Genomic DNA, 20757 nt, shown 5'->3' on the forward strand with positions numbered 1-20757 from the left:
CTGGTGCCAACCCTCAGAGGTGTAAACCTATTTCAGGACTAGACAAAGCTCGCTCCTACAGGCGATGCATCCGCGTAGGGACTGGTGAGAGCGCTACATTCGCCCGATGAATACGATTCAGGCTGCGCGCCAGGCACGGCATAGTTGAACCTGGCATTCAAGGAAGGTCGCGTCATGCACGAGTTCGAACACCAGTTGCTGGCGGTCAACGGCATCCAGCTCAGCCTGTACAGCTGCGGGCCGGCGGACGGCAAGCCCGTCTGGCTGCTGCACGGCTTCCCCGAGTGCTGGCATTCCTGGCGACACCAGATGCGCGCCCTCGCCGCCTCCGGTTACCGCGTGTTCGTCCCGGAGATGCGCGGCTATGGCCAGACCAGCGCGCCGGAGTCGGTGGACGCCTACGACGTGCTGACGCTCTGTGCGGATATCCAGGGCGCGATGGACGCCCTCGGCCACCAACGCGTGGCAATGGTCGGGCATGACTGGGGCGCGCCGGTGGCCTGGCATCTGGCGCTGCTGGAGCCACGGCGCGTGGAGGTGCTGGCGACCCTGTCGGTGCCCTTCGCCGGCCGCGCCAAGCGCCCCGCCGTGGAGATCATGCGCGAGGTGTTCGCCGGCAAATTCTTCTACATTCTCTACTTCCAGCAGCCCGGCCGCGCCGAAGCCGAGCTGGATGCGGACATCGCCACCAGCCTGCGCCACTTCCTCGGCGACAACGTGCGCCTGGCGCCGGATCAGTCGCCCGAGGGCCGCCTGTTCGACGGTCTGCCTCCCCCGCCGGAGCATCCCGCCTGGTGCAGCGCCGAAGACTTCCAGTGGTATGTGCGGACCTTTGCCGGGCGCGGCTTCCACGGCGCGCTGAACTGGTACCGCAACTTCGAGCGCACCTGGCGGCGCACCGAGCCGCTGGCCGGGCGCAAGGTCGAACAACCCACGCTGTTCCTGATCGGTGACCGCGACCCGGTGGGGCGCTTCGAGGCGTACACCGTGCAGCGCATGCCCGAGCACGTGCCGAAGCTCGAACAGCATGTGCTGGAGAACTGCGGCCACTGGATCCAGAACCAGCAGCCGGAGCGGGTCAACGCGCTATTGGGCGATTTCCTCGCCAGGCATTACCCGGCCTGAGTCAGGCGTTGCGGCGCATGCCGATGTGCGGGATGTCGTCTTCCAGGTAGACGTCGGTCACCGGCGTGAAGCCATAGCGGCCGTAGTAGCCCTGCAGGTGCGCCTGGGCCGAGAGATACACCGGCAGCCCCGGCCAGCGTTGGGCGATGGCCTGCAGTGCCTGTTCCATCAACTGGTGGCCGAGTCCGGTGCCGCGGCCCTGCGGGGCGATCACCACGCGGCCGATCACCACGTCGCCCTCGTGGCGCTGCGGGTCCAGCAGGCGCAGGTAGCCGAGCAACTGACCGTCCTCTTCCACCATCAGGTGGCAGGTGTCGCCGACCAGGTCCTGGCCGTCGACTTCCTGGTAGGGGCATCGTTGCTCCACCACGAAGACTTCGGTGCGCAGGCGCAGGATGGCGTACAGCTCGTCCTTGCTCAGGTCGCGGTGGTGCTTGCAGGTCCAGTTCAGGGCCATGTCGGAGTCGCTCCAGTCATCGAGGCGGTCATGGTAGCGCGCCTCACACCGGCGCGTGGAAGCGCAGCGGGGCCGAGCCCCCCAGGTGACGGCGCAGCGCCTCGATGGCCACCTTCACCTTGGCCGGTTGCGCATCGCGGCGCGGGGTGACGGCGTAGATGCCGAAGGGCGGCAGCCTCCACGCCGGCAGCAGCCGTACCAGCCTGCCCTCCTCCAGCGCCTCGCGGACTTCCGGCTCGGGCTGCGCGGAAACGCCGAGGCCGTCAAGGGTGAACTGGCGCAGGGCGATCATGCTGTTGGCGGCGACGCGCGGCTCCAGGCGGAGCTTGCAGACTTCCCCACCCGACCCACCCGGGCCGCTGAAGGTCAGGTAGCCCTGGTGCGCCACGGTATTGAGCGCCAGCCAGTCCACGTCCTGCAGTTGCTGCGGATGTTCGATGGCCGGCAGGCGCCGCAGGTAGGCAGGCGCTGCGCAGATGATGTTGTTCCATTCGGCCAGGTGGCGCGCGACCAGGCTGGAATCGGACAGGCTGCCGACGCGGATGGCCAGATCGATGCGCTGCTCGATCAGGTCGATCTGCTCGTCGTGGAAGAACAGTTGCAGGCGCAGTTGCCGGTGGTTCTCCAGCAGCGGGCGCAGGGCCTCGCTGATCAACTGGCCGGAGAAGCCCACCGGCGCGGCCAGGCGCAACTCGCCCACCGGCGCCTCGCGCCATTCGCCCAGGCGCTGCTCGGCCTCCTCGGCGATCGCCAGCATCTGCGCGCAACTGCGGTAGAAGGCTTCACCCGCTTCGGTCAGGGTGAGCTTGCGGGTGGTGCGGTGCAGCAGGGTCACCTGGGCGTGGGCTTCGAGCTTGCGGATCTGCTGGCTGACCGCCGAGGGTGTCATGCCCAGGCTCTCGGCGGCGGCGGCCATCGAGCCGCGGGCCACCACGGTGGCGAAGACCGCCATGCCCTTGAGGTTGTCCATTGTGAAGCTCCGCTTAAGAGTGAAAGGCAAAATAGTGGGTTTTTCCCTGGATTTCCCCCCTCTAGCATGGCAACTCCCGAAAAAGGAGAAGAGAACGATGCCGCTGAGCCGTGCCACTGTCGCCACCCCTGACGCCGCGCGTTACCTCAAGCGCCTGTGCAATCACTTCGCCCACAAGCTTCCGGTGGAGCTGACCGAGGATCGCGGCGTGCTGCGTTTCGATTTCGGCACCTGTCGCATGCAGGCCACGTCCGAAGCCTTACTGATGGACGCCGAAGCCGACGATGCCGAGGCCCTGCAGCGCTTGCAGGGCGTGGTGGTCAGCCATCTCGACCGTTTCGCCTGGAAAGAAGGGCAGTTGCCGGTCGATTGGCAGGCTGCCTGACGCGCTTTTCGAAAAAAGCCCGCAAAAACGAAAAAACCCGGCCTTGGCCGGGTTTTTTATTGCCTGGAGAAAGTCAGCCGTCGCTCAGCTCGAATGACCATAATCGAATTCTTCGTTCGTATTTTGTGCTTTGCAAAATACATAAGACGAAAAATGACCAATTACTTGATTTATATCTATTTGTACGATTTGTGATCAAACAGAAAAGTCAATACTTGGAAATATCTTGTAACCGTGTGGCCACTTTTACCCCGAGTTATCCACACGGTCGATGCGCAAAATCTGTACAGAACGCGCCTTTACCCGATAGGCGGCCTGGTAGGGCCAGCGCTCGACCGGCCATTCCCTGACGCCCGGCACTTCGCTGGGTACGCCGCTGCTGCTCTGGTCGAGGTTCGCCAGCGGACGAACCTGCTCGACGATGTCCTGGATGGCCCGCAGCGCCTTCTCCGGGCCGATCAGCACCACGTAGTGGTCGTAGATGGCGTCCAGGTCGGCCGCGGCCTTGTGCGTCCACACCAGGCTCATGCCAGCCCCCACTTGGATTCGATGACGACGTGCTCCAGCAGGTGGCCGGCATCGGCGTCCGCCACGCCTTCATCGATGGCCGCCACGTGCCAGCTCTGGCGCTCCAGGTACTGCGCCAGGGCCTGGCGCAGGTGGTAGGGCCTGTCCCGGTGGGTGGCGCGGGCCAATTGGTCCAGGGCCTGGGCGAGGGCGTCATCGGCGCGGAAGGAGATAACGGTGGTCACTTTTCGTACAGTTCCGTTTACGCTGTATACAGTGTTTACAACGATAACATACGTATACGAATCAAGCAGTTGGCGAGAGAGAAATCTTTCTGGAAAGCCGTCGGAGGAGGGCGCGGAAGGCCCGCCCGGCGCGGGCTGCGGCGCTACTTTTGCGCTAGCGAAAGTTGGCTTCAGGCTTTGGGGATTTGCCGGGGGAGGCTGGCGGATCAGGCTTGCGGAGCGACGGCCTGAATCCCACACAACAACAACAGGAGCCTCCCGCGATGCTGCTCGATTACCTGATCATGCTGGTCTACGCCCTGGGCATGCTCGCCCTGGGCTGGTACGGAATGCGCAAGGCGCGCAACCAGACCGACTTCCTCGTGGCGGGGCGCCGCCTCGGCCCCGGCCTATACCTGGGCACGATGGCCGCCGTGGTACTGGGTGGCGCGTCCACCATCGGCACGGTGAAGCTCGGCTACCTCTACGGGCTGTCCGGCCTGTGGCTGGTGTTCATGCTGGGCCTGGGGATCATCGTCCTCAGCCTGGTGTTCTCGCGGCAGATCGCCAGGCTGAAGGTCTACACCGTCACGCAGATCCTCGAGCAGCGCTACCAGGCGTCCTCGCGGCTGATCGGCGGCATCGTGATGGTCGCCTACGACCTGATGGTGGCGGTCACCGCGACCATCGCCATCGGCTCGGTGACCGAGGTGGTCTTCGAGATCCCGCGCATCCCGGCGGTCCTCTGCGGTGGCGGCATCGTCATCGTCTACTCGGTGATCGGCGGCATGTGGTCGCTGACCCTCACCGACATCATCCAGTTCGTGATCAAGACCCTTGGCATCTTCGCCGTGCTGCTGCCGTTGTCGATCAGCAAGGCGGGCGGCCTGTCGCACATGCAGGAAGTGCTGCCGGCGGGCTTCTTCGACCTCGGCCACATCGGCCTGGACACCATCCTCACCTACTTTCTGCTGTACTTCTTCGGCGCGCTGATCGGCCAGGACATCTGGCAGCGCGTGTTCACCGCGCGCAGCGAGAAGGTGGTGCGCTACGCCGGCCTCGGCGCGGGCGTGTACTGCATGCTCTACGGCCTGGCCTGCGCGCTGATCGGCGCCGCCGCCCATGTGCTGATCCCCAACCTGGCGGTGCCGGAGAACGCCTACGCCGAGATCACCCGCCAGGTGCTCGAACCCGGCCTGCGCGGGCTGGTGGTCGCGGCGGCGCTGTCGGCCATCATGTCCACTGCCTCGGGCTGCCTGCTGGCTGCCGCCACGGTGCTGCAGGAGGACGTCTATGCGCGCTTCCTGCGCCCCGGCGCGCCCAACGGCCTGCGCGAGAGCCGCCTGTTCACCCTGTTGATGGGCGTGGTGATGCTGGCCCTGGCGTGCCTGGTGAACGACGTCATCGGCGCCCTGAGCATCGCCTACAACCTGCTGGTCGGCGGCCTGCTGGTGCCGATCCTCGGCGCGCTGCTGTGGCGCCGCGCCTCGGCACGCGGAGCCATCGCCAGCATCGTCGTCGGCAGCCTGGTGGTGGTCCTGTTCATGGCCATCGACGGCGTCCTCGCCAATACCCCCATCGCCTACGGCCTGCTCGCCAGCCTGGTCACCTTCGTGGTGGTCAGCCTCGCCGGCGCACCCGCCGCCAGCCTGCAGGCGCAGGCCGACTGAACCTCAATCAGACAGGAGACGCCCCATGCCCCATGACTTCCCGCAACCCCTGGATGCCGCGCAGATCCCGCGTTTCGCCGGCATCCCCAGCTTCATGCGCCTGCCGATCTTCGAGGACCCGGCGCAGGTGGACATCGCCCTGCTCGGCGTGCCCTGGGACGGCGGCACCACCAATCGCGCCGGCGCCCGCCACGGCCCGCGCGAGGTGCGCAACCAGTCGAGCCTGATGCGCAAGGTGCACCACGTCAGCCACATCGCACCCTATGACCTGCTGCGCATCGGCGATATCGGCGACGCCCCGGTGAACCCCATCGACCTGCTCGATTCGCTCGCGCAGATCGAAGGCTTCTACCGGCGCATCCACGCCGCCGGAACCATCCCGCTGTCGGTCGGCGGCGACCACCTGGTGACCCTGCCGATCTTCCGTGCGCTGGCCGCCGAACGGCCCATCGGCATGGTGCATTTCGATGCCCACTCCGACACCAACGACCGCTACTTCGGCGACAACCCCTACACCCACGGCACGCCGTTCCGCCGTGCCATCGAGGAAGGCTTGCTGGACCCGAAGCGCACGGTGCAGATTGGCATTCGCGGCTCGATCTACGACGCCGACGATGAAGCGTTCGCCCGCGAGCAAGGCATTCGGGTGATCCACATGGAAGAGTTCGCCGACCTGGGCGTCGCCGCCACGCTGGCCGAAGTGCGCCGGGTGGTGGGGCAGGGGCCGACCTACGTGACCTTCGATGTCGACGTGCTCGACCCGGCCTTCGCGCCCGGCACCGGCACGCCGGAGATCGGCGGCATGACGACGCTGGAGGCGCAGCACATGATCCGCGGCCTGCAGGGGCTGAACCTGATCGGCGCCGACGTGGTGGAGGTCTCGCCGCCGTTCGACCAGGGCGGGGCGACCGCATTGGTGGGCGCCACCATGATGTTCGAGCTGCTCTGCGTGCTGGCCGATTCGGTCGCTGCACGCCGTTGACCGCCCTGGGGGTTCACGGGGCGGCGCCGTCGGCGCTATAACGAAGGGCCTGCGCCCGCCGCCGCGAGAACTCCCATGCTGGGCAATCTTTCCGATATCGACCTGCGCCTGCTGCGCACTTTCTGCACCATCGTCGAAGCGGGTGGCTTCACCGCCGCCCAGGTGCGCCTGAACACCAGCCTGTCGCGGCTGAGCGTACTGGTGCGCGACCTTGAAGTACGCCTGGGTTACTCGCTGTGCCGGCGGGGCAGCAGCGGCTTCCAGCTCACCGAGGAAGGGCAGCAGCTGTATGAGGCGGCGCAGGGATTGTTCGTCGACATCGAGCGCTTCCGCGAGCAGGTGACGGGCCTGGGTGGCCGCGACCGCGAGGTGCTGCACCTGGGCTGCGTCGACGGGGTGCTCGGCCAGCAGTGCTGGCCGCTGCCGCTGGCGATCCGGTTGTTCCGCGAGAGCCATCCGCGCGTGCGCCTGAACCTGCATACGCAGCGCCCGGACGAGCTGGAAAACGCCGTGCTCGAAGAGCGTCTGCAACTGGCCATCGGCGCCTTCCACCATCGCCTGTCCGGGCTCTGCTACCAACCGCTGTTCCGCGAGGAGCAGAACCTCTATTGCGCCCGCGAGCATCCGTTCTTCGACCGCGTGGACGACGAGCCGCCGCTGGAGCGGATCTGCGCCGCCGAGTACGTCGGGCGCGGCTACATGGCCGAGAGCCGGCGCCCCCACGGCCTGGTGTTCAGCCGCTCCACCAACGCCTACAGCATGGAAGCCATCGCCAACCTGGTGTTCAGCGGCACCTTCATCGGCTACCTGCCGACCCATTACGCCGGCGAGTGGGTGGCCGAGGGACGCCTGCGGGCGATCCGCCCGGCGCAGCTGGCCTACGTCTCCGAGTTCCATTGCGTGACGCGCCAGGGCGCGGAGCCGGGCGAGGTGCTGGGGGCGTTCCTCGATGCGCTGGCGCGCGCCCAGGTCGCACTGGGGAGCGGAGAACTCGCCCCGTGAGCCGCCTGCAGGCGCTGCACGAGGATGGCTTCGTCCTGCTGCGTGGCCTGCTGGATGCCGCGCAGGTGGCCGACGTGCGCGAGCTGATCGATGGCCTGCGGCCGTTCCATTGGGACTACGAAGGCCTGGTGGATCACTACAAGTGCGTGTTCAACCGCTCGCCGCGCTGGCTGCCGTATCTCGATCCGCCGGAGCTGATCGGGTTGGCCGAAGCGGCGCTGGGCGCGGACTGCCATGCGATCGGCCAGACCGCCTGGCGCTGCCATCCCGGTTTCATCGGTGCCGAGATGCACCAGGACTATCTGCCCGTCGCGCTGCCGGCGGAGCTGTTGGACTCGGGTTTCGAGGTGCCGATGTTCATCTGCACCGCGCAGATCTACCTGGATGACATCGACGAAGCCCTGTGTCCGACCTGGGTGATTCCCGGCAGCCACCGCGCGGGCCGGGCGCCCCGGCCGGACGAGCGCGAATGGCGGGGCAGGGTGGCCGAGCCGGTGCTGTGCCGCGCCGGCGATTGCCTGCTGTTTCGCAGCGACCTGTGGCACGCCGGCAGCCGCAACCTGAGCGACCGCACGCGCTACCTGCTGCAGGTGCATTACGGCCGGCGGATGGTCGCGCAGAAGTTCTCGCCCTACCTGGACTGGACCTTCGACCCCGAGGTACTCGCCGCCTGCACACCGCGACAACGGCGGCTGCTGGGCGACCACGAGGCCGCCGAATACGACTGAACCAGGAGAACCCCCATGAGTGCTACACATGCCGGTGGCTGCCATTGCGGGCAGGTGCGTTATGCGTGTGACGCCGAGCTGCACGACGTTGCCCACTGTCACTGCTCGATCTGCCGGCGCACCACCGGCGGCATCGTCACCACCTGGGCCACGGTGCCGCTGGGAAGCTTCCGCTGGACCGCCGGCACGCCCGCCGAGTACCACTCTTCGCCGTCCTGCGTCCGTTACTTCTGCGGCAACTGCGGGGCGCAACTGGCGCTGTTCACCGACCTCGCGCCGGAGACCCTGGACCTCACCACGGCGACGCTGGACGACGTGGCCAATGTGGCGCCGAATCGGCATATCTGGGTGAAGAGTCGGCTGCCGTGGATTCACCTGGATGAGCAGCTGCCGGAGGAGTGGGAGGAGAAGCTCTAGTTTTCTACGAGGGGTTTTGTTCGCGAGCAAGCTCGCTCCCACAGGTATTACGCCGTCAGGCTCTTCGTAGGAGCGAGCTTGCTCGCGAACGGCGCGTCGGATGGGCGAGCGGACTACGCACGAATGTAGGGCGTATAACGTTCGACGTTATGCGCCGTTTGACCTTGGCTTCGGGGCAATCCGAGGCCGGCTATGGAGTCGCGATGGGGACGGGTGAATCGGCGTACAACCGCGAACGGTTGTACGCCCTACGCTGGCGATGCCTCGCTCCTACGAGCCCTGAACCCTGTCAGGGCAGTTCGAACCCGCCCGCCGCCTTGTGCAACGCACGCAGGTGCGCGCCGATCTGCTTGGTGTTGGCCTCCAGCGCCGCCAGTTCGGCGCGGCGCTCGGGCGTCAGCAGGGCGCGCACTTCGCGGTCGAGGTCGTCGCTGAGCTGGCGCAGGTGCTTCTGCCGTTGCTGCGTCTGCTGCTCGAGGGTGGTGGTTTCCTTCGCTTGGGGCAGCCCGTAGCCGCCGTCGAGCAGTTCCGCCGGGCGGCTGAGGAAGCCGCTGTCGTCGAGGATCTGTTGCAGCGTCTTGCCGGCGGTGGCCAGCCGGGTGTCGGCGCTCAGGTCGTCGCGGTTGCTCAGGTAGAGCTGCTTGAGCTCGTCCTGGGCCAGCAGCAACTGACGGCGCAGCGAGGCCTGTTCGAGCAGGAGCAGGGCGGCGCTGGCGCGCAGGTCGGCCTTGTCGAACCACGGACGGCGCTCGGTGGCGGGCAGCGCGAGCCAGTCCTCGACCTTGTCCTGGCGGATGTCCAGGCGCTGCTTCAGCACGTCGAACATGGCCTGGTAGCGGTCGCGGAAGGAGTCGAAGCGATAGCCCAGGCGCAGGGCTTCCTTGGGGTTGTCCAGCACGCTCGGGTCGGCGATGCCCTGGTTTTCCAGCAGGCCGAGCACGCCGTAGGGGGTGATGCTGTCCATGCTCTGCAGGCTTTGCCGCGGGACGCCGCTGCGCAGGAGCTTCAGGGTTTCCACGGCGCAGTTGTTGGACAGGAAGTAGTAGTTGCCGTCATAGCTCCAGTGGCTCTGCGCGGAGCGCTCCACCAGGCTGTTGATCTCCTCGCGGCTCAGGCGCAGCGGGATCGAGGCCAGGCTGCGCAGCTCGACCTTGGTGTACTCCTCGATCACCTGCGACAGCGGCAGCACGAACAGCCGCGACGGGTAGGCGCCGGTCAGGCCGTCCCAGCTGGAGAGCTGCAGGTCGCCGACGAAGGCGCGGAAGGACAGCACCAGGTGCTGGTCGAGGTCCAGACGGCAGTCCGGCCCGCGCGGGCGGCCCGGCGCGCAGACCACCAGGCGCAGCATGGTGTGCCCCCAGCGGCTGGCGATGTCGTTGTTGGCCTCGGCGATGAAGTAGTCCACCTCGTAGACCCGCTCCGGGTCGAGGTAGCCCAGCGGCTGGCGACCGAAGTCGCGGCCGGCATTGAGGTAGGCGTAGCTGCTGGCGCAGGTGTCATGCGGGCGCTCGCCGAAGCGCGCGGCGTAGTAGCGGTACAGCGCGGGGCGGCGGCAGGCGTAGCTGGGGTCGAGGAGGAAGTACTCCATGTTCACCGCGACGTACTCGCGCGGGTTGCTCAGCTCGTAGCTGTCCGGGGTGCGCAGGACGAAGCGGTTGTGCTGTTCGCGCTCGCCGTGCTTGCCGGCGTACTGCGGCCAGCCGGCCAGGTCGAGCAGGCGCGGGTCGTCCGACAGGGTGAAGCGGCGGCCGGTCTGGCCACGGCACTCCGAGGGGGCACCGACGCGCCCCAGGCTCTTGTCGCGCATCGTGCAGCGGCGGATGACGCGGGCTTCGTCGGCGTCCCACAGGCGGGCACGGTCGTACAGGTGGGTGAGCTCGTGGAGCAGGGCGGCCAGCAGCTCGCGGCGCAGGGTGCCGTGGGTGCGGCCGGTCTGCTGGGTGGCGGCGCTGCCGTCGGTGAGCGCGGCGAGGTAGCGGTTGCTCAGGGCGATAGCGTCGGGGCGCAGGGCGCGGCCCATGCCGTTGCTGGGCAGGTCGTCGCGCCACTGCACCTCGACGGTGCGGTCGAGGCGCTCGACGAAGCCGGCCGGCAGCGTCTGCAGGGCCTCGTCCAGCAGTCGCTGGCTGGCCTGGCGCTGGGCGCCGGTCAATCCGTCGGTGTCGAGCTCCAGGCGGAGCGAGGCTTGGCTGCTGGCGGCGACGATCAGTGCAAGGGCCGCCAGCCAGCGGCCAACCCGGAGTCTCACAGAGCGAGGATGGCTTCGGCCAGGGCCTGGTCGGAGGCGTCACGCGCCTGCGGCACGTCTTCGCGCAGCACCTTGAACGCGGCTTCCAGCTGGGCGCCACGGATCGCACCGGCGCTGCCAACGAAGCTGGCGGCGTCGTCGCGGGCTTCCTGGACGATCTTCATGTCGCGCACGGAGGTGGTGGTGTCCGAGGTGAAGTCGATGCTGCGGGCAAAGGCGTTGGTGGTGATGTTGAACACGCGAATCACCGACTGCGCCTGGGCGCCGGAAGCGCAGGCGGCGAGCAGCAGACCGAGGATCAGGGGGCTCTTGGGGATCGAGCAAAGGCGCATGGATGTCTCCGAAAGGGCAGCGGGAGCTGCTCACGACTTATTGGGCAAGAATCGCTTCGGCCAGTTCCCGATCGTTCGCCGCGAGCTCCGGATGACGCTGGCGCAGCCAGTGCAGCGCCGCTTCGAGGCGGACGCCGCGCAGCTCGCCACCAGTGGCGATGAACCCTGCGGCGTCGTCACGGGCGTTGCGCAGCAGCTTGTTCTCGAACGGCGTACTGGTCAGTTTGCTGGTGACGTAGCTGGTCTTCACCGGGAACTGGGTGGTCTGGTCGAACGCCTGGGCGGGCAGGGCGCAGAACGATATCGGCAACAGGAGCAGTAGAGGGCGCATGGGCGGAGATGATCGGAAAAGCACGACCGCCAAGGCTAACGGAATGTGCCGGCGAGGGCCAGCGCGGCGCGCCGGGCGGAGTGCCCGGCGCGGGGAGGCGTCAGATGGTCAGGATGGCCTGTGCCAGCTGTTGGTCGTTGGCGGCCAGGGCCGGCATCCTGGTGCGGATGTGGCGCAGGGCGGCTTCCAGGTGGGCGCCACGGATCTCGCCTTGGCTGGCGACGAAGGTGGCGGCGTCGTCCTTGGCTTCGAGGACGATCTTGTCGTCCTTGAAGGAGTTGCTGATGTTGGAGGTGGCGTCGGAAGTGGCGCCGGTGGCGCGCACCGACAGGTCGGTGGTGTAGACGAAACTGGTGGCGAAGGCGCCGGTGGCGCTGCCGATCAGGGCGGCGGCGGCGATCAGTTGAAGGCTCTTCTTCATGGAGTGGCTCCGGATAGGATCAAACAAGGTGGCCGGGGGGGAGGCCACTCTACCTGAGCTCAGACTAGCCAAGACTGAGGGGCGTCACCAGAGATCAGCGCCAGAACGGTTTCGAAATTTCTCTCATGCGTTCGCTGGGGCTGATGCCGATGTCGGCCAGTTGTCGGCTGTCCAGCGCTGCCAGCTGGCGGCGGGTGCGGGCGTTCTGCAGCCATTGCCGGAACGCCCGCAGGCGTGCGGTTCTCACCGGTTGACGAGGATAGGAGACGGCGAGTAGAGGCGTGCTGTCCATGATGCGATCCTCCTCACAGGTTTGGATCAAGGTGGGAGGGCAAGGATGTCGGTTACCGAACTCGACTCGCCAGTCACAGCTGGGTGTGTTTGTGTAGGCACACTGTGCGGGGTCGGAATGACTGTTCTGCAGCAGGCGGAGGGCATCTGTATCGATTTCCTTGCAATGTCCCCCCTGAAATGGCTTTCTAGACGCCACACGGGGGATCACTCGCCGCTGCACTTCTGCGTTCACACAGGACCTTTGGGGTTCCGGCACGGAGATGTCCGATCGAAGCCTTGGGCACCCAGCATCAATAACAACAATGGCCCTCTGATATCGGGGCGCTGAATACAAAGATGAAGATGATCATTCTTGTCCGGAGTCAGTTCGAAGGGCTGGCACCCTCCGAAATCCTGGGTCTCCCTGGACAGGGTTTGCATTTCCTCGCGCATGCCCTCTGGCCTGTGCTGATGAGGCTGGGCGAGCCTGTCGAGGTGGTTGCCGATACCGATGTAGCCGCGCTCTGCCGTCACGCACGTGATCAGGGGCATCGCGTGGCGATCTGCAGCTTCGGATTTCCACCGCCCTCGGGGCTGGAGGATGGCTGCCCCTGTTTCCATGTCCTGCCCTGGGCATTCGACTCGCTGGAGACGGCTCCCGAAGACTGGCGCGTTCATCTGGAGCGCAGCGCGGGCGCCATTACCTTTAGCGAGCAGGCCGCACGGGCGATACGTCGCCTGATGGGGGCCGACTTCCCAGTCCTGGTCAGCGCCGCGCAGCCGTGGGAGCGCTTTGCCGGCCTGGGCAGCGAGGAGGGTTGCGCGCCGTCGCTGCGGCCGCGCACGTTGAGCTTTCGGGGCCAGCTTCTGGACAGCCCGTCGATCGGGCTGTCGGTGGACGGGCTCGCGCGTCCGGAGCCAGAGCCTGAACCGGAGCCTGAACCGGTGCTCGATGCCGAGCCCGTATCCGACGAGCCTGCGCCGTCGCGCTGGCAGCAACGTCTGAGCGTCAGCCGGGCGTTGCTGCGGGACTGGTTCAAGGAAGCCTTTATCGCGCCACTGCAGGTTCGCCAGGCGCCGTTGGAGGCGCCGGCACCGCCTCCCGTGACGGTGGAGGTGGTTTCAAATGAGTTGCCGGTGGTTGAGCAGCGTGTGCGTCTGCATGGTGTCGTTTTCACCTGTGTGCTGCGGGCCGAGGATGAAACCCGCAACTGGACGGAAATGCTGACCGCATTCTGTTGGACCTTCAGGGATCAGCCCGATGCCACCCTGGTCTTCAAGCTGACTCATAGCGATCTTTCCTCGGGACGGATCGCAATGTTGACCAATCTGTCGCGCCTTTCGCCGTTCCAGTGCCGCGTGGTGGTGATCAATGCCTATCTCGAGGATGCCGAGTACGAGCGCCTGGTCGCGGCAAGCCACTACCTGGTGCACCCCGCGCAGAGCGAGGCTTCGGCGATTACCGTGCAGGAGTTCATGAGCGCCGGGCGCCCGGTGCTGGCGCCTTGCCATAGCGCGCTGTCCGGCTGGGTCGATGACGACAGCGAGCTGCGCCTTCGGTCATCGGTGCAGCCCGCGTACTGGGGGCGGGATCCGGATAAGCGCCTGTACCTGCGGGACCATCGGCTGGACTGGGTGTCGTTCTGCGAGGTCTTCGCCCGTGGCTTCGCCATCGCCGTCGACGAGCCTGAACGCTATCGAGCGTTGTCGCAACGTGCGCGCGCTGTCGTGCGCGAGCGGGCGTCCCTGGACGACATGGCCGAGGCCTGGCGTACGTTCTTCGCCCGGACCCAGGCGCAGGCCTCGACCGGCCCGCTTGCCGAGCGGCAGCAGGCGAGGGCCGGCTCATGAGGATCCTGGTCTATTCGCAAACCAATGCCGCGACCATCCGCACCAGCCTGGGAGCGCCGGAATACAGCTACTACTTCGTCCTGAAGGAGTTCCTTCCCGCGCTGCGCGAGCTCGGCGAGGTTGTAGTCATCAGTGATCCCGCAACCGAGGTCGATGCGCTTTATCGCGAATGCCGGGAGCGTGGCGAGCCTTGCGTTTTCCTCAGCTTCTCGCCACCCAACAAGACTCTGGCGACCCTGGAGTGCCCGACGATCCCCGTGTTCGCCTGGGAGTTCGACAGCATTCCGCATGAGACCTGGCTGCATGACAACGCCCAGGACTGGGCCTTCATGCTGCGCCAGTTCGGCCAGGCGATAACCCATTCTCTGTCGACGGTGGACGCCGTTCGCAAGCAGGTGCCGGATGCCTACCCGATTCTGTCGGTCCCGTCGCCGGTCTGGGATGCCTTCGAGGCCATCAGGCAGGCCGACGGGGGTGGGGAGCGGCAGACGATCCGGGGCGACGGGGTTGTCTTCGACAGCCGAAACCTGGACCTGTCGCTGTTCCTGCACGCGGACCCTGACCATTGGCATTTGTTGTTCAAGGGCGAGGCGCCGCCGGTCGAGCAGGAGGGGCTGTCCGATGCGATTCCCCCTGTGGTAGCCGAGCCCGTCGTGATTCGGGAGGCGTTCTCCTGGCGCCAGTGGGCGAAGATCCATCGCCGCTATCTGGCGACCTGGTACCTGCTGGTGCTGCAGGATCTTGTGCCGGCGTTCGCCAAGCGCGTGGCGCGCAAGCTGCTGGGACGAGAGTGGGTGGCATCGGAGCCGGTTTCCGATCTGGCTGCCGAGCAGGATGTCGTCGAGGAGGATCCGTTCCCTCATCGGGCGTTGTTCACGCCGGCGCCGTTCGCCATCGAACTGCAAGGGGTGGTGTTCAGCACCGTGTTCAACCCCTATGACGGCCGGAAGAACTGGCAGGACCTGATCACCGCCTTCTGCACGGCATTCGCCGAGACACCCGATGCCGTGCTGGTCTTCAAGCTGACCCACCGCGACTACTGCTCGGCCCTGACCGCGATGGCGCGTTGCATGGCCCGCCTGCCGCCGTTCCAGTGCCGGATCGTATTGATGCACGGTTATCTGGAGGATGCCGATTACCAGGCGTTGATGTCATCCACATCCTATGTCGTGAATGCTTCCTTCGGGGAAGGGCAGTGTCTGCCGCTGATGGAGTTCCTTTCTTGCGGCAAGCCCGCGATCGCGCCCGCCCATTCGGGGATGAGCGACTACATCGATGAGCAGGTGGCCTTCGTGGTGAAGAGCTGGGCGGAGGCAACCTCCTGGCCGCACGACCCGCGATCGGCGATTCGTACGTGCAGGCAGCAGATCGATTGGATGTCGTTGATCGAGGCTTATCGCAAGGCTTATCAACTGATTCGGCAGGAGCCTGATGTATATCGCGAGATGGCAGCCCAGGCCATCCTACGGATGGAGGGTTATTGCTCGCGCAAGGCGGTCAACTCACGACTGCATCCTTTCCTGGAGTCGATACTCCGACTCGATGGAGAGCTGGTCGGATGAGTCAGCGTATTACTCAAGGAGCAGTGCTGTTTTCATGGCACGGTGCCGCGCCAACATCGAGCTCATAAGGAGTGCGGATGCTTTATCGCTTGAAGAAACTGCTACAGAAGAAAGACCTGGATGAGGGCGCTGTAGAACAGCCTCCGGTACCTGACAGTGAATCGTTGTCGCCATTGGTTTTGCCCGTTGGGCTGGTGGACATGTCGCTCAGTGGCTGGTTCAAGAATGACAAGGGCGAATTGATCGAAGGATTCCCGATTACCTCCGAAGACTCCGTGCTGGATATCGGCTGCGGCGATGGGGGGTTCACGCTGTTCGCCGGACGTCAGGGGGCGGAAATTTTCGTCGCTGACATTGATGAATCGAATGTCGAGACCGCGGTTGCAAGGGTTCGCGACACACAGGCCCGTGCGGTTTATCCGTTGGTCACGGATGCCAACCCGATTCCGCTTGAGAATGAGCGTGTCAGCCGGGTTATCGCTATGGAGGTGCTGGAGCACGTCGACGATCCCGCGCGCTTTCTGAACGAACTGGTGCGAGTGGCCAAACCTGGCTCGCTGTTTTTGCTGACGGTACCGGACCCGCACGGGGAGAAGGCGCAGCAGGGCATTGCTCCCGACAGCTATTTCCAGAAGCCGAACCATATCCACATCTTCGAACGCGACGAGTTCGAAGCCCTGGTGCGTGAAGCTGGCCTGGAGGTCGAGCGGCGCCTGGGGTATGGCTTCTATCGCACGCTGTGGTGGTTCTTCTACTGGGCATCTGGCCAGCCGAGTCTTTCGGAGCCCTGGCATCCGCTGCTCGATCAATGGGACAGGACCTGGAGTGAATTGCTCTCCCTGCCTCAGGGCGCGAAGGTTAAGGAGGCGCTGGACCAGGTCATGCCCAAGAGCCAGGTGATCATCGCCCGTAAGCCATAGAGTCGACAGAGATGAGTAACAAGAAGATCGCCGACATTGAATTACTACGGGGCGTTGCGGTGCTGATGGTGGTGGTTTTTCACACCAGCCTGAATCTCTTTACCTGGATGACTCCTAACCTGAGCCGTTTCTTCAGCTATTTCGGCGGAGCGTCAGGGGTTGATCTGTTTTTTGCGATCTCTGGCTTTGTGATCGCGCGCGATCTGGTGCCTCGACTTGAGGCGGCATCGAGTCGTGAACATGCGCTGAAGCTATCGATTGCGTTCTGGATTCGCCGTGCATGGCGTTTGCTGCCATCGGCCTGGTTATGGCTGGCCCTGGCATTGCTGGCGGCGGCGTTCTTTAACCAGTCAGGGGCATTTGGCAGTGTGCGGGCAAACATAGAAGCCACGGTCGCTGCGGTGCTCCAGATCGCCAATTTCCGGCTTGCCGCCTCGTTTGCTCATTTCGAGTACGGAGTAACCGCGCATTACTGGAGCTTGTCGTTGGAAGAGCAGTTTTATCTAATCTTTCCCCTGCTGTGTGTCCTGCTTAGAAAGCGACTGATTGTCCTGGTGGCGGCGGTAGCAATCCTGCAATTGCTGCTACCGCGCGATGGCTACCATATGTTGTTGGTCTGCACTCGTTTGGATGCACTTTGTTTAGGTGTACTCGTTGCCATCTGGTCGCGTCGGGACTCCTATCAGCTCTTCATGCCCTCGTTCCTATACAACCCATTCATGAGCGGCATTTTCGTTTCCGTGCTTCTGATTGGGTTGCTGGCGATGGGGTCGAACTCACTCAATATCGTCAGCATGCGTTCCAGCGTGATCGCCTTGTTGTCGGCGGCGCTGGTATGGGCGGCTTCCTATAACCGTAACTATCTCTGTGCGGTATTCGGGCCGCTATCGAGTGTGCTGGTTTGGTTGGGAGCCCGGTCATACGCGATTTATCTGATCCATATGCCGGCCTATTACTTCACCCGTGAACTCTGGTTCCGCCTGAGCCCTGAGAGCCCTGGCTTCGGAGACGCATTCTTCTACCCGTTCCTCATCACTGCGATCGTACTGACGCTGGTGTTGGCCGAGTTGAACTACCGCCTGCTGGAAATTCCGTTGCGCGAGCGAGGCAAGAAAATCGCCAATGCCTGGCTCGTTGGACAGGGTACTCGGACAAGTGAAAGCCAGTCCCACCGATCAGGAATTATTGCTGTCAGGGAAGAGCCGTGACCGGAGTCGTTGCGTGAATAATAAAAAGAATCTGGATATCGAGTATCTGCGGGCATTGGCCATCGCCATGACCATCGCGACGCACTTGCCGATACTGCTGCCGTTCTACAGTGAGACGTTTCTTCCACTGCTCAGCGTATATATGCCCTGGACCGGTGTGGACCTCTTTTTCTGTATTTCCGGTTATGTCGTCAGCAAGAGCTATCTGGAGCACTTGGACCGTTATCATGACAAAGGGCTGTTTGCCGTCGCTGCCCAGGCTTTCTGGTTGCGGCGTTTCTACCGGTTGTTGCCAACCGCGTGGCTATGGATTCTGGTTCCGCTGGCGTTGTCGCTTGCATTCAATCAGTCGGGCAGCTTTGGCTCCTGGTTCGAGAACCTGCGCAGCCTGACTGCAGTCATGACCTTTACTGCCAACCTTGCCAATCAGTATGGCAAGCTGCTCGGCCCGAACTCAGTGTACTGGAGTCTGGCGCTCGAGGAGCAGTTCTACTTGCTGTTTCCACTGTTCCTCTTGCTGGTCAGGTCCTGGCGTTGGCGGGTAGGACTCCTGCTTGGGCTCATCGCGCTGCAATTCGGTCTTAGCCGTGATCCGTTCGCGGGACCTGTCAGTGCCATGCTGTTTTCGTTCCGCCTCGACGCGATGGTGTGGGGCGTCATCCTGTACCTGGTGAGCCGTACCGAACTCTATCGGCAGTTCGAACCGACTTTCCTGGCGGACAAGGGCTGGTTGCGTGTGGCGTTCGTAGGACTGCTGGTCTATCTCCTAGGTGCCATTCCCGGACAGATGATCGCGGTGCCGGTCGCCGTTGGGCTGGTCGCCATCGTTTCGTTGCTGTTGGTAGGTATCGCCAGTTACGACAAAGGCTACTTGCCTGTGCCCGCGGCGCTTTCGAAGGGGCTGGGCTGGCTGGGCTCGCGTTCGTACGCGATTTATGTAATTCACATCTGCGCCTTCCATGCGAGCACTGAACTGTGGCACCGCTATGCTCAGGCGCGCGGTGTTGAACTGGGGACGAGCTTCACGCTCGAACTGGTACTGACGGCGCTGGTCATGATGGTCGTGGCGGCGGAGTTGAACTATCGGCTGGTGGAGCAGCCGCTTCGCCGCAAAGGTGCGGAGCTCGCTCGCCAGCGGCTGGCGCGCTTCGTGGGCGCCGAGGAGGACAGCCGGGATGTTGCGGTGCGCTCCACTGCGGCGCGCGAGCTGGCGTGAATCGATCACAGCAGATCCAACGTTCATCAACAGGGGACCGCTTTGTCTAGAAAACTGTTCGTGACCGGTCTGAGGGGGTTCGTGGGGCGTCATCTGCGCGCGCGTCTCACGGGGCAGAAGGACTCCGCCTGGCGGTTGGTCGCAGACAAGCCCTTCGATCTGCTCAGCCCGCCATCGCTGGATGCGGCCCTGGCGCAGGAGCTGCCGGATGCGGTCATCCACCTGGCTGGACAGACCTTCGTCCCGGAGGCTTTCCGCGATCCGGAGGCGACCTTCCAGGTCAATCTGCTGGGTACCTTGAATCTGCTTCAGGCGCTACAACGGGCGGGCTTTCAGGGCAGCTTCCTGTATGTCAGTTCCGGGGACGTCTACGGGCAGGTGGCCGAGGCGTGTCTGCCCATCCATGAGCAGATGATTCCGGCGCCGCGCAATCCCTACGCGGTGAGCAAGCTCTCCGCCGAGCTGCTGTGCCGGCAATGGAGTTACACCGAGGGCTGGCGCATCATGCTGGCGCGCCCGTTCAATCATGTGGGGGCGGGGCAGAAGGAGAGCTTCGTGCTGTCCAGCGCCGCGCGCCAGATTGCCCGTATCGGCCGGGGGCTCCAGCCGCCGCGACTCGAAGTCGGAGACATCGATGTCACGCGGGACTTTCTGGATGTGGCGGATGTCATCGACGCTTATTGTGCAATCCTGGATCGAGGCATGGCAGGCGAGGTGTATAACGTCTGCTCGGGGCAGGAACGAAAGATTCGCGATCTCATCGTCCAGTTGAGCGAGCTGGCCGGTATCGAGATCGAGCTTGTGCAGGACGCTGCCCGCATGAGGCGGGCGGAGCAACGCCGAGTATGTGGCAGCTTTCTGAAGCTGCATGAGGCGACCGGCTGGAAGCCGGAAATAACGATAAGACAAACCCTGCGGGCGATTCTGTCCGACTGGGAATCACGGGTGTTACAAGAATGACAAGAACTGCACTGATCACGGGTGTTACCGGCCAGGATGGCGCTTACCTTGCCAGACTGCTTCTCAACAAGGGCTACCAGGTATACGGGCTGGTAGCGCGGCGCAGCTCCGATACCCGCTGGCGATTGCGCGAGCTGGAGATCGAGTCCCGGATCCACTACCTGGAAGGCGACCTGGCCGATGCCTGCTCGATCCAGCGCGCCATCATCAAGGCTAGGCCGGACGAGGTCTACAACCTGGGGGCGCAGAGTTTCGTCGGCAGCTCCTGGGACCAGCCCGTCACCACGGGCATCGTCGATGGGCTGGGGGTGACCCACCTGCTCGAGGCGATCCGGCAGTTCAGCCCGGAGACTCGTTTCTACCAGGCATCCACCAGCGAAATGTTCGGACTGATCCAGGCCGAGCGGCAGGATGAAAGTACGCCGTTCTACCCGCGCAGCCCCTACGGCGTGGCCAAGCTGTACGGTCACTGGATCACGGTGAACTACCGGGAGAGCTTTGGCCTGCATGCTTCCAGCGGCATTCTGTTCAACCATGAGTCGCCGTTGCGGGGTATCGAGTTTGTCACCCGCAAGGTCACGGATGCGGTGGCGCGGATCAAGCTCGGGAAACAGGGCGAACTGCGTTTGGGCAACATCGATGCCAAGCGGGATTGGGGGTTTGCGGGGGACTACGTCGAGGCCATGTGGCTGATGCTCCAGCAGGAGCGCCCCGATGATTATGTGGTGGCGACAGGCGTCACCACGACGGTGCGGGAGATGTGCCGCATCGCGTTCGATTATGTCGGTCTGAAGTACCAGGATCATGTTGTGGTAGACCCGGCGTTCTTCCGTCCGGCCGAGGTGGACGTCCTGCTCGGGAATCCCGCCAAGGCGGAACGCGTGCTGGGCTGGAGTCCCAAGACCAGCCTGGAGTCTCTTATCCACATGATGGTTGATGCGGATCTGCGTCGCGTCGACAAGGAGTAG

General features: G+C 64.5%; 23 protein-coding genes. 14 read left to right on the forward strand and 9 right to left on the reverse strand.

Going from position 1 to position 20757, the window contains the following annotated elements; all coding sequences use genetic code 11:
• Positions 1-174: 174 nt before the first annotated feature.
• Entirely contained in the window at positions 175-1125 is a 951-nt protein-coding gene (locus ACYCAX_RS24740; RefSeq protein WP_460249077.1) for an alpha/beta fold hydrolase, read from the forward strand.
• Position 1126: 1 nt separating this feature from the next.
• Here the strand turns inward: ACYCAX_RS24740 and ACYCAX_RS24745 are convergent, their stop codons facing one another.
• Positions 1127-1582 (reverse strand): GNAT family N-acetyltransferase, encoded by a 456-nt coding sequence (locus tag ACYCAX_RS24745; protein WP_015474866.1) that lies wholly within the window; start codon positions 1580-1582, stop codon positions 1127-1129.
• 43 nt (positions 1583-1625) lie between these two features.
• Positions 1626-2552 carry a LysR family transcriptional regulator gene (locus tag ACYCAX_RS24750; RefSeq protein WP_015474867.1) on the reverse strand — a complete coding sequence of 309 codons (927 nt, stop codon included), beginning with the start codon at positions 2550-2552 and terminating at the stop codon, positions 1626-1628.
• Between the two features lie 97 nt (positions 2553-2649).
• Between ACYCAX_RS24750 and ACYCAX_RS24755 the strand changes: the two genes are divergently transcribed.
• The gene (locus ACYCAX_RS24755; protein ID WP_015474868.1) at positions 2650-2937 is read left to right on the forward strand and encodes a DUF2218 domain-containing protein; all 288 of its coding nucleotides are present in this window, start codon (positions 2650-2652) and stop codon (positions 2935-2937) included.
• 246 nt (positions 2938-3183) lie between these two features.
• On the opposite strand, the gene ACYCAX_RS24760 is transcribed toward ACYCAX_RS24755, so the two are convergent.
• Both ACYCAX_RS24760 and ACYCAX_RS24765 read right to left on the reverse strand, forming a co-directional pair.
• The gene (locus tag ACYCAX_RS24760) at positions 3184-3465 is read right to left on the reverse strand and encodes a type II toxin-antitoxin system RelE/ParE family toxin (RefSeq protein WP_015474869.1); all 282 of its coding nucleotides are present in this window, start codon (positions 3463-3465) and stop codon (positions 3184-3186) included.
• Complete coding sequence (locus tag ACYCAX_RS24765) at positions 3462-3689, reverse strand: CopG family ribbon-helix-helix protein (RefSeq protein ID WP_294976325.1); 228 nt, start codon at positions 3687-3689, stop codon at positions 3462-3464. Before ACYCAX_RS24765 ends, ACYCAX_RS24760 begins: the two co-directional genes overlap by 4 nt.
• A gap of 263 nt (positions 3690-3952) precedes the next feature.
• Here ACYCAX_RS24765 and ACYCAX_RS24770 point away from each other — a divergent pair, with 263 nt between their 5' ends.
• The 5 genes from ACYCAX_RS24770 (at position 3953) to ACYCAX_RS24790 (ending at position 8467) form a co-directional block, all read left to right on the forward strand.
• Positions 3953-5338, forward strand: a complete 1386-nt coding sequence (locus tag ACYCAX_RS24770) for a sodium:solute symporter family protein (protein WP_015474871.1) — start codon at positions 3953-3955, stop codon at positions 5336-5338.
• A 25-nt stretch (positions 5339-5363) separates the two neighbouring features.
• Complete coding sequence (gene speB / locus ACYCAX_RS24775; RefSeq protein ID WP_460249078.1) at positions 5364-6320, forward strand: agmatinase; 957 nt, start codon at positions 5364-5366, stop codon at positions 6318-6320.
• A 75-nt stretch (positions 6321-6395) separates the two neighbouring features.
• A complete protein-coding gene (locus tag ACYCAX_RS24780; RefSeq protein ID WP_015474873.1) occupies positions 6396-7322 on the forward strand; it encodes a LysR family transcriptional regulator in 927 nt (308 codons plus the stop codon).
• Positions 7319-8050 (forward strand): phytanoyl-CoA dioxygenase family protein, encoded by a 732-nt coding sequence (locus tag ACYCAX_RS24785; protein WP_294976332.1) that lies wholly within the window; start codon positions 7319-7321, stop codon positions 8048-8050. The genes ACYCAX_RS24780 and ACYCAX_RS24785 overlap by 4 nt, the downstream gene beginning before the upstream one ends.
• Positions 8051-8065: 15 nt before the next feature.
• A complete protein-coding gene (locus tag ACYCAX_RS24790; RefSeq protein WP_294976335.1) occupies positions 8066-8467 on the forward strand; it encodes a GFA family protein in 402 nt (133 codons plus the stop codon).
• A gap of 289 nt (positions 8468-8756) precedes the next feature.
• Here the strand turns inward: ACYCAX_RS24790 and ACYCAX_RS24795 are convergent, their stop codons facing one another.
• From ACYCAX_RS24795 to ACYCAX_RS24815, 5 genes are all read right to left on the reverse strand, one after another.
• Positions 8757-10715 (reverse strand): DUF7844 domain-containing protein, encoded by a 1959-nt coding sequence (locus tag ACYCAX_RS24795; RefSeq protein WP_460249079.1) that lies wholly within the window; start codon positions 10713-10715, stop codon positions 8757-8759.
• Complete coding sequence (locus tag ACYCAX_RS24800; protein WP_460249080.1) at positions 10712-11047, reverse strand: DUF2388 domain-containing protein; 336 nt, start codon at positions 11045-11047, stop codon at positions 10712-10714. Before ACYCAX_RS24800 ends, ACYCAX_RS24795 begins: the two co-directional genes overlap by 4 nt.
• 37 nt (positions 11048-11084) lie before the next feature.
• Positions 11085-11378 (reverse strand): DUF2388 domain-containing protein, encoded by a 294-nt coding sequence (locus tag ACYCAX_RS24805; RefSeq protein WP_015474878.1) that lies wholly within the window; start codon positions 11376-11378, stop codon positions 11085-11087.
• 100 nt (positions 11379-11478) lie between these two features.
• Positions 11479-11799, reverse strand: a complete 321-nt coding sequence (locus tag ACYCAX_RS24810) for a DUF2388 domain-containing protein (RefSeq protein WP_015474879.1) — start codon at positions 11797-11799, stop codon at positions 11479-11481.
• A gap of 94 nt (positions 11800-11893) precedes the next feature.
• Positions 11894-12091, reverse strand: coding sequence for a DUF1127 domain-containing protein (locus tag ACYCAX_RS24815; RefSeq protein WP_460249081.1), 198 nt, complete (start codon positions 12089-12091; stop codon positions 11894-11896).
• A gap of 338 nt (positions 12092-12429) precedes the next feature.
• Here ACYCAX_RS24815 and ACYCAX_RS24820 point away from each other — a divergent pair, with 338 nt between their 5' ends.
• The 7 genes from ACYCAX_RS24820 (at position 12430) to gmd (ending at position 20757) form a co-directional block, all read left to right on the forward strand.
• Complete coding sequence (locus ACYCAX_RS24820; protein WP_294977699.1) at positions 12430-13923, forward strand: glycosyltransferase; 1494 nt, start codon at positions 12430-12432, stop codon at positions 13921-13923.
• Positions 13920-15485: a glycosyltransferase gene (locus ACYCAX_RS24825; protein ID WP_460249082.1), complete on the forward strand. Its 1566-nt coding sequence runs from the start codon at positions 13920-13922 to the stop codon at positions 15483-15485. Before ACYCAX_RS24820 ends, ACYCAX_RS24825 begins: the two co-directional genes overlap by 4 nt.
• A gap of 77 nt (positions 15486-15562) precedes the next feature.
• Positions 15563-16405, forward strand: a complete 843-nt coding sequence (locus ACYCAX_RS24830) for a class I SAM-dependent methyltransferase (RefSeq protein WP_460249083.1) — start codon at positions 15563-15565, stop codon at positions 16403-16405.
• 11 nt (positions 16406-16416) lie between these two features.
• Complete coding sequence (locus tag ACYCAX_RS24835; protein ID WP_460249084.1) at positions 16417-17613, forward strand: acyltransferase family protein; 1197 nt, start codon at positions 16417-16419, stop codon at positions 17611-17613.
• Positions 17614-17626: 13 nt separating this feature from the next.
• Positions 17627-18829 (forward strand): acyltransferase family protein, encoded by a 1203-nt coding sequence (locus ACYCAX_RS24840; protein ID WP_460249085.1) that lies wholly within the window; start codon positions 17627-17629, stop codon positions 18827-18829.
• Positions 18830-18871: 42 nt separating this feature from the next.
• Positions 18872-19789 carry a GDP-mannose 4,6-dehydratase gene (locus ACYCAX_RS24845; RefSeq protein ID WP_015474885.1) on the forward strand — a complete coding sequence of 306 codons (918 nt, stop codon included), beginning with the start codon at positions 18872-18874 and terminating at the stop codon, positions 19787-19789.
• Entirely contained in the window at positions 19786-20757 is a 972-nt protein-coding gene (gene gmd, locus ACYCAX_RS24850) for a GDP-mannose 4,6-dehydratase (protein WP_294977707.1), read from the forward strand. The genes ACYCAX_RS24845 and gmd overlap by 4 nt, the downstream gene beginning before the upstream one ends.

Source organism: Pseudomonas sp. MT3 (genome assembly GCF_054720805.1).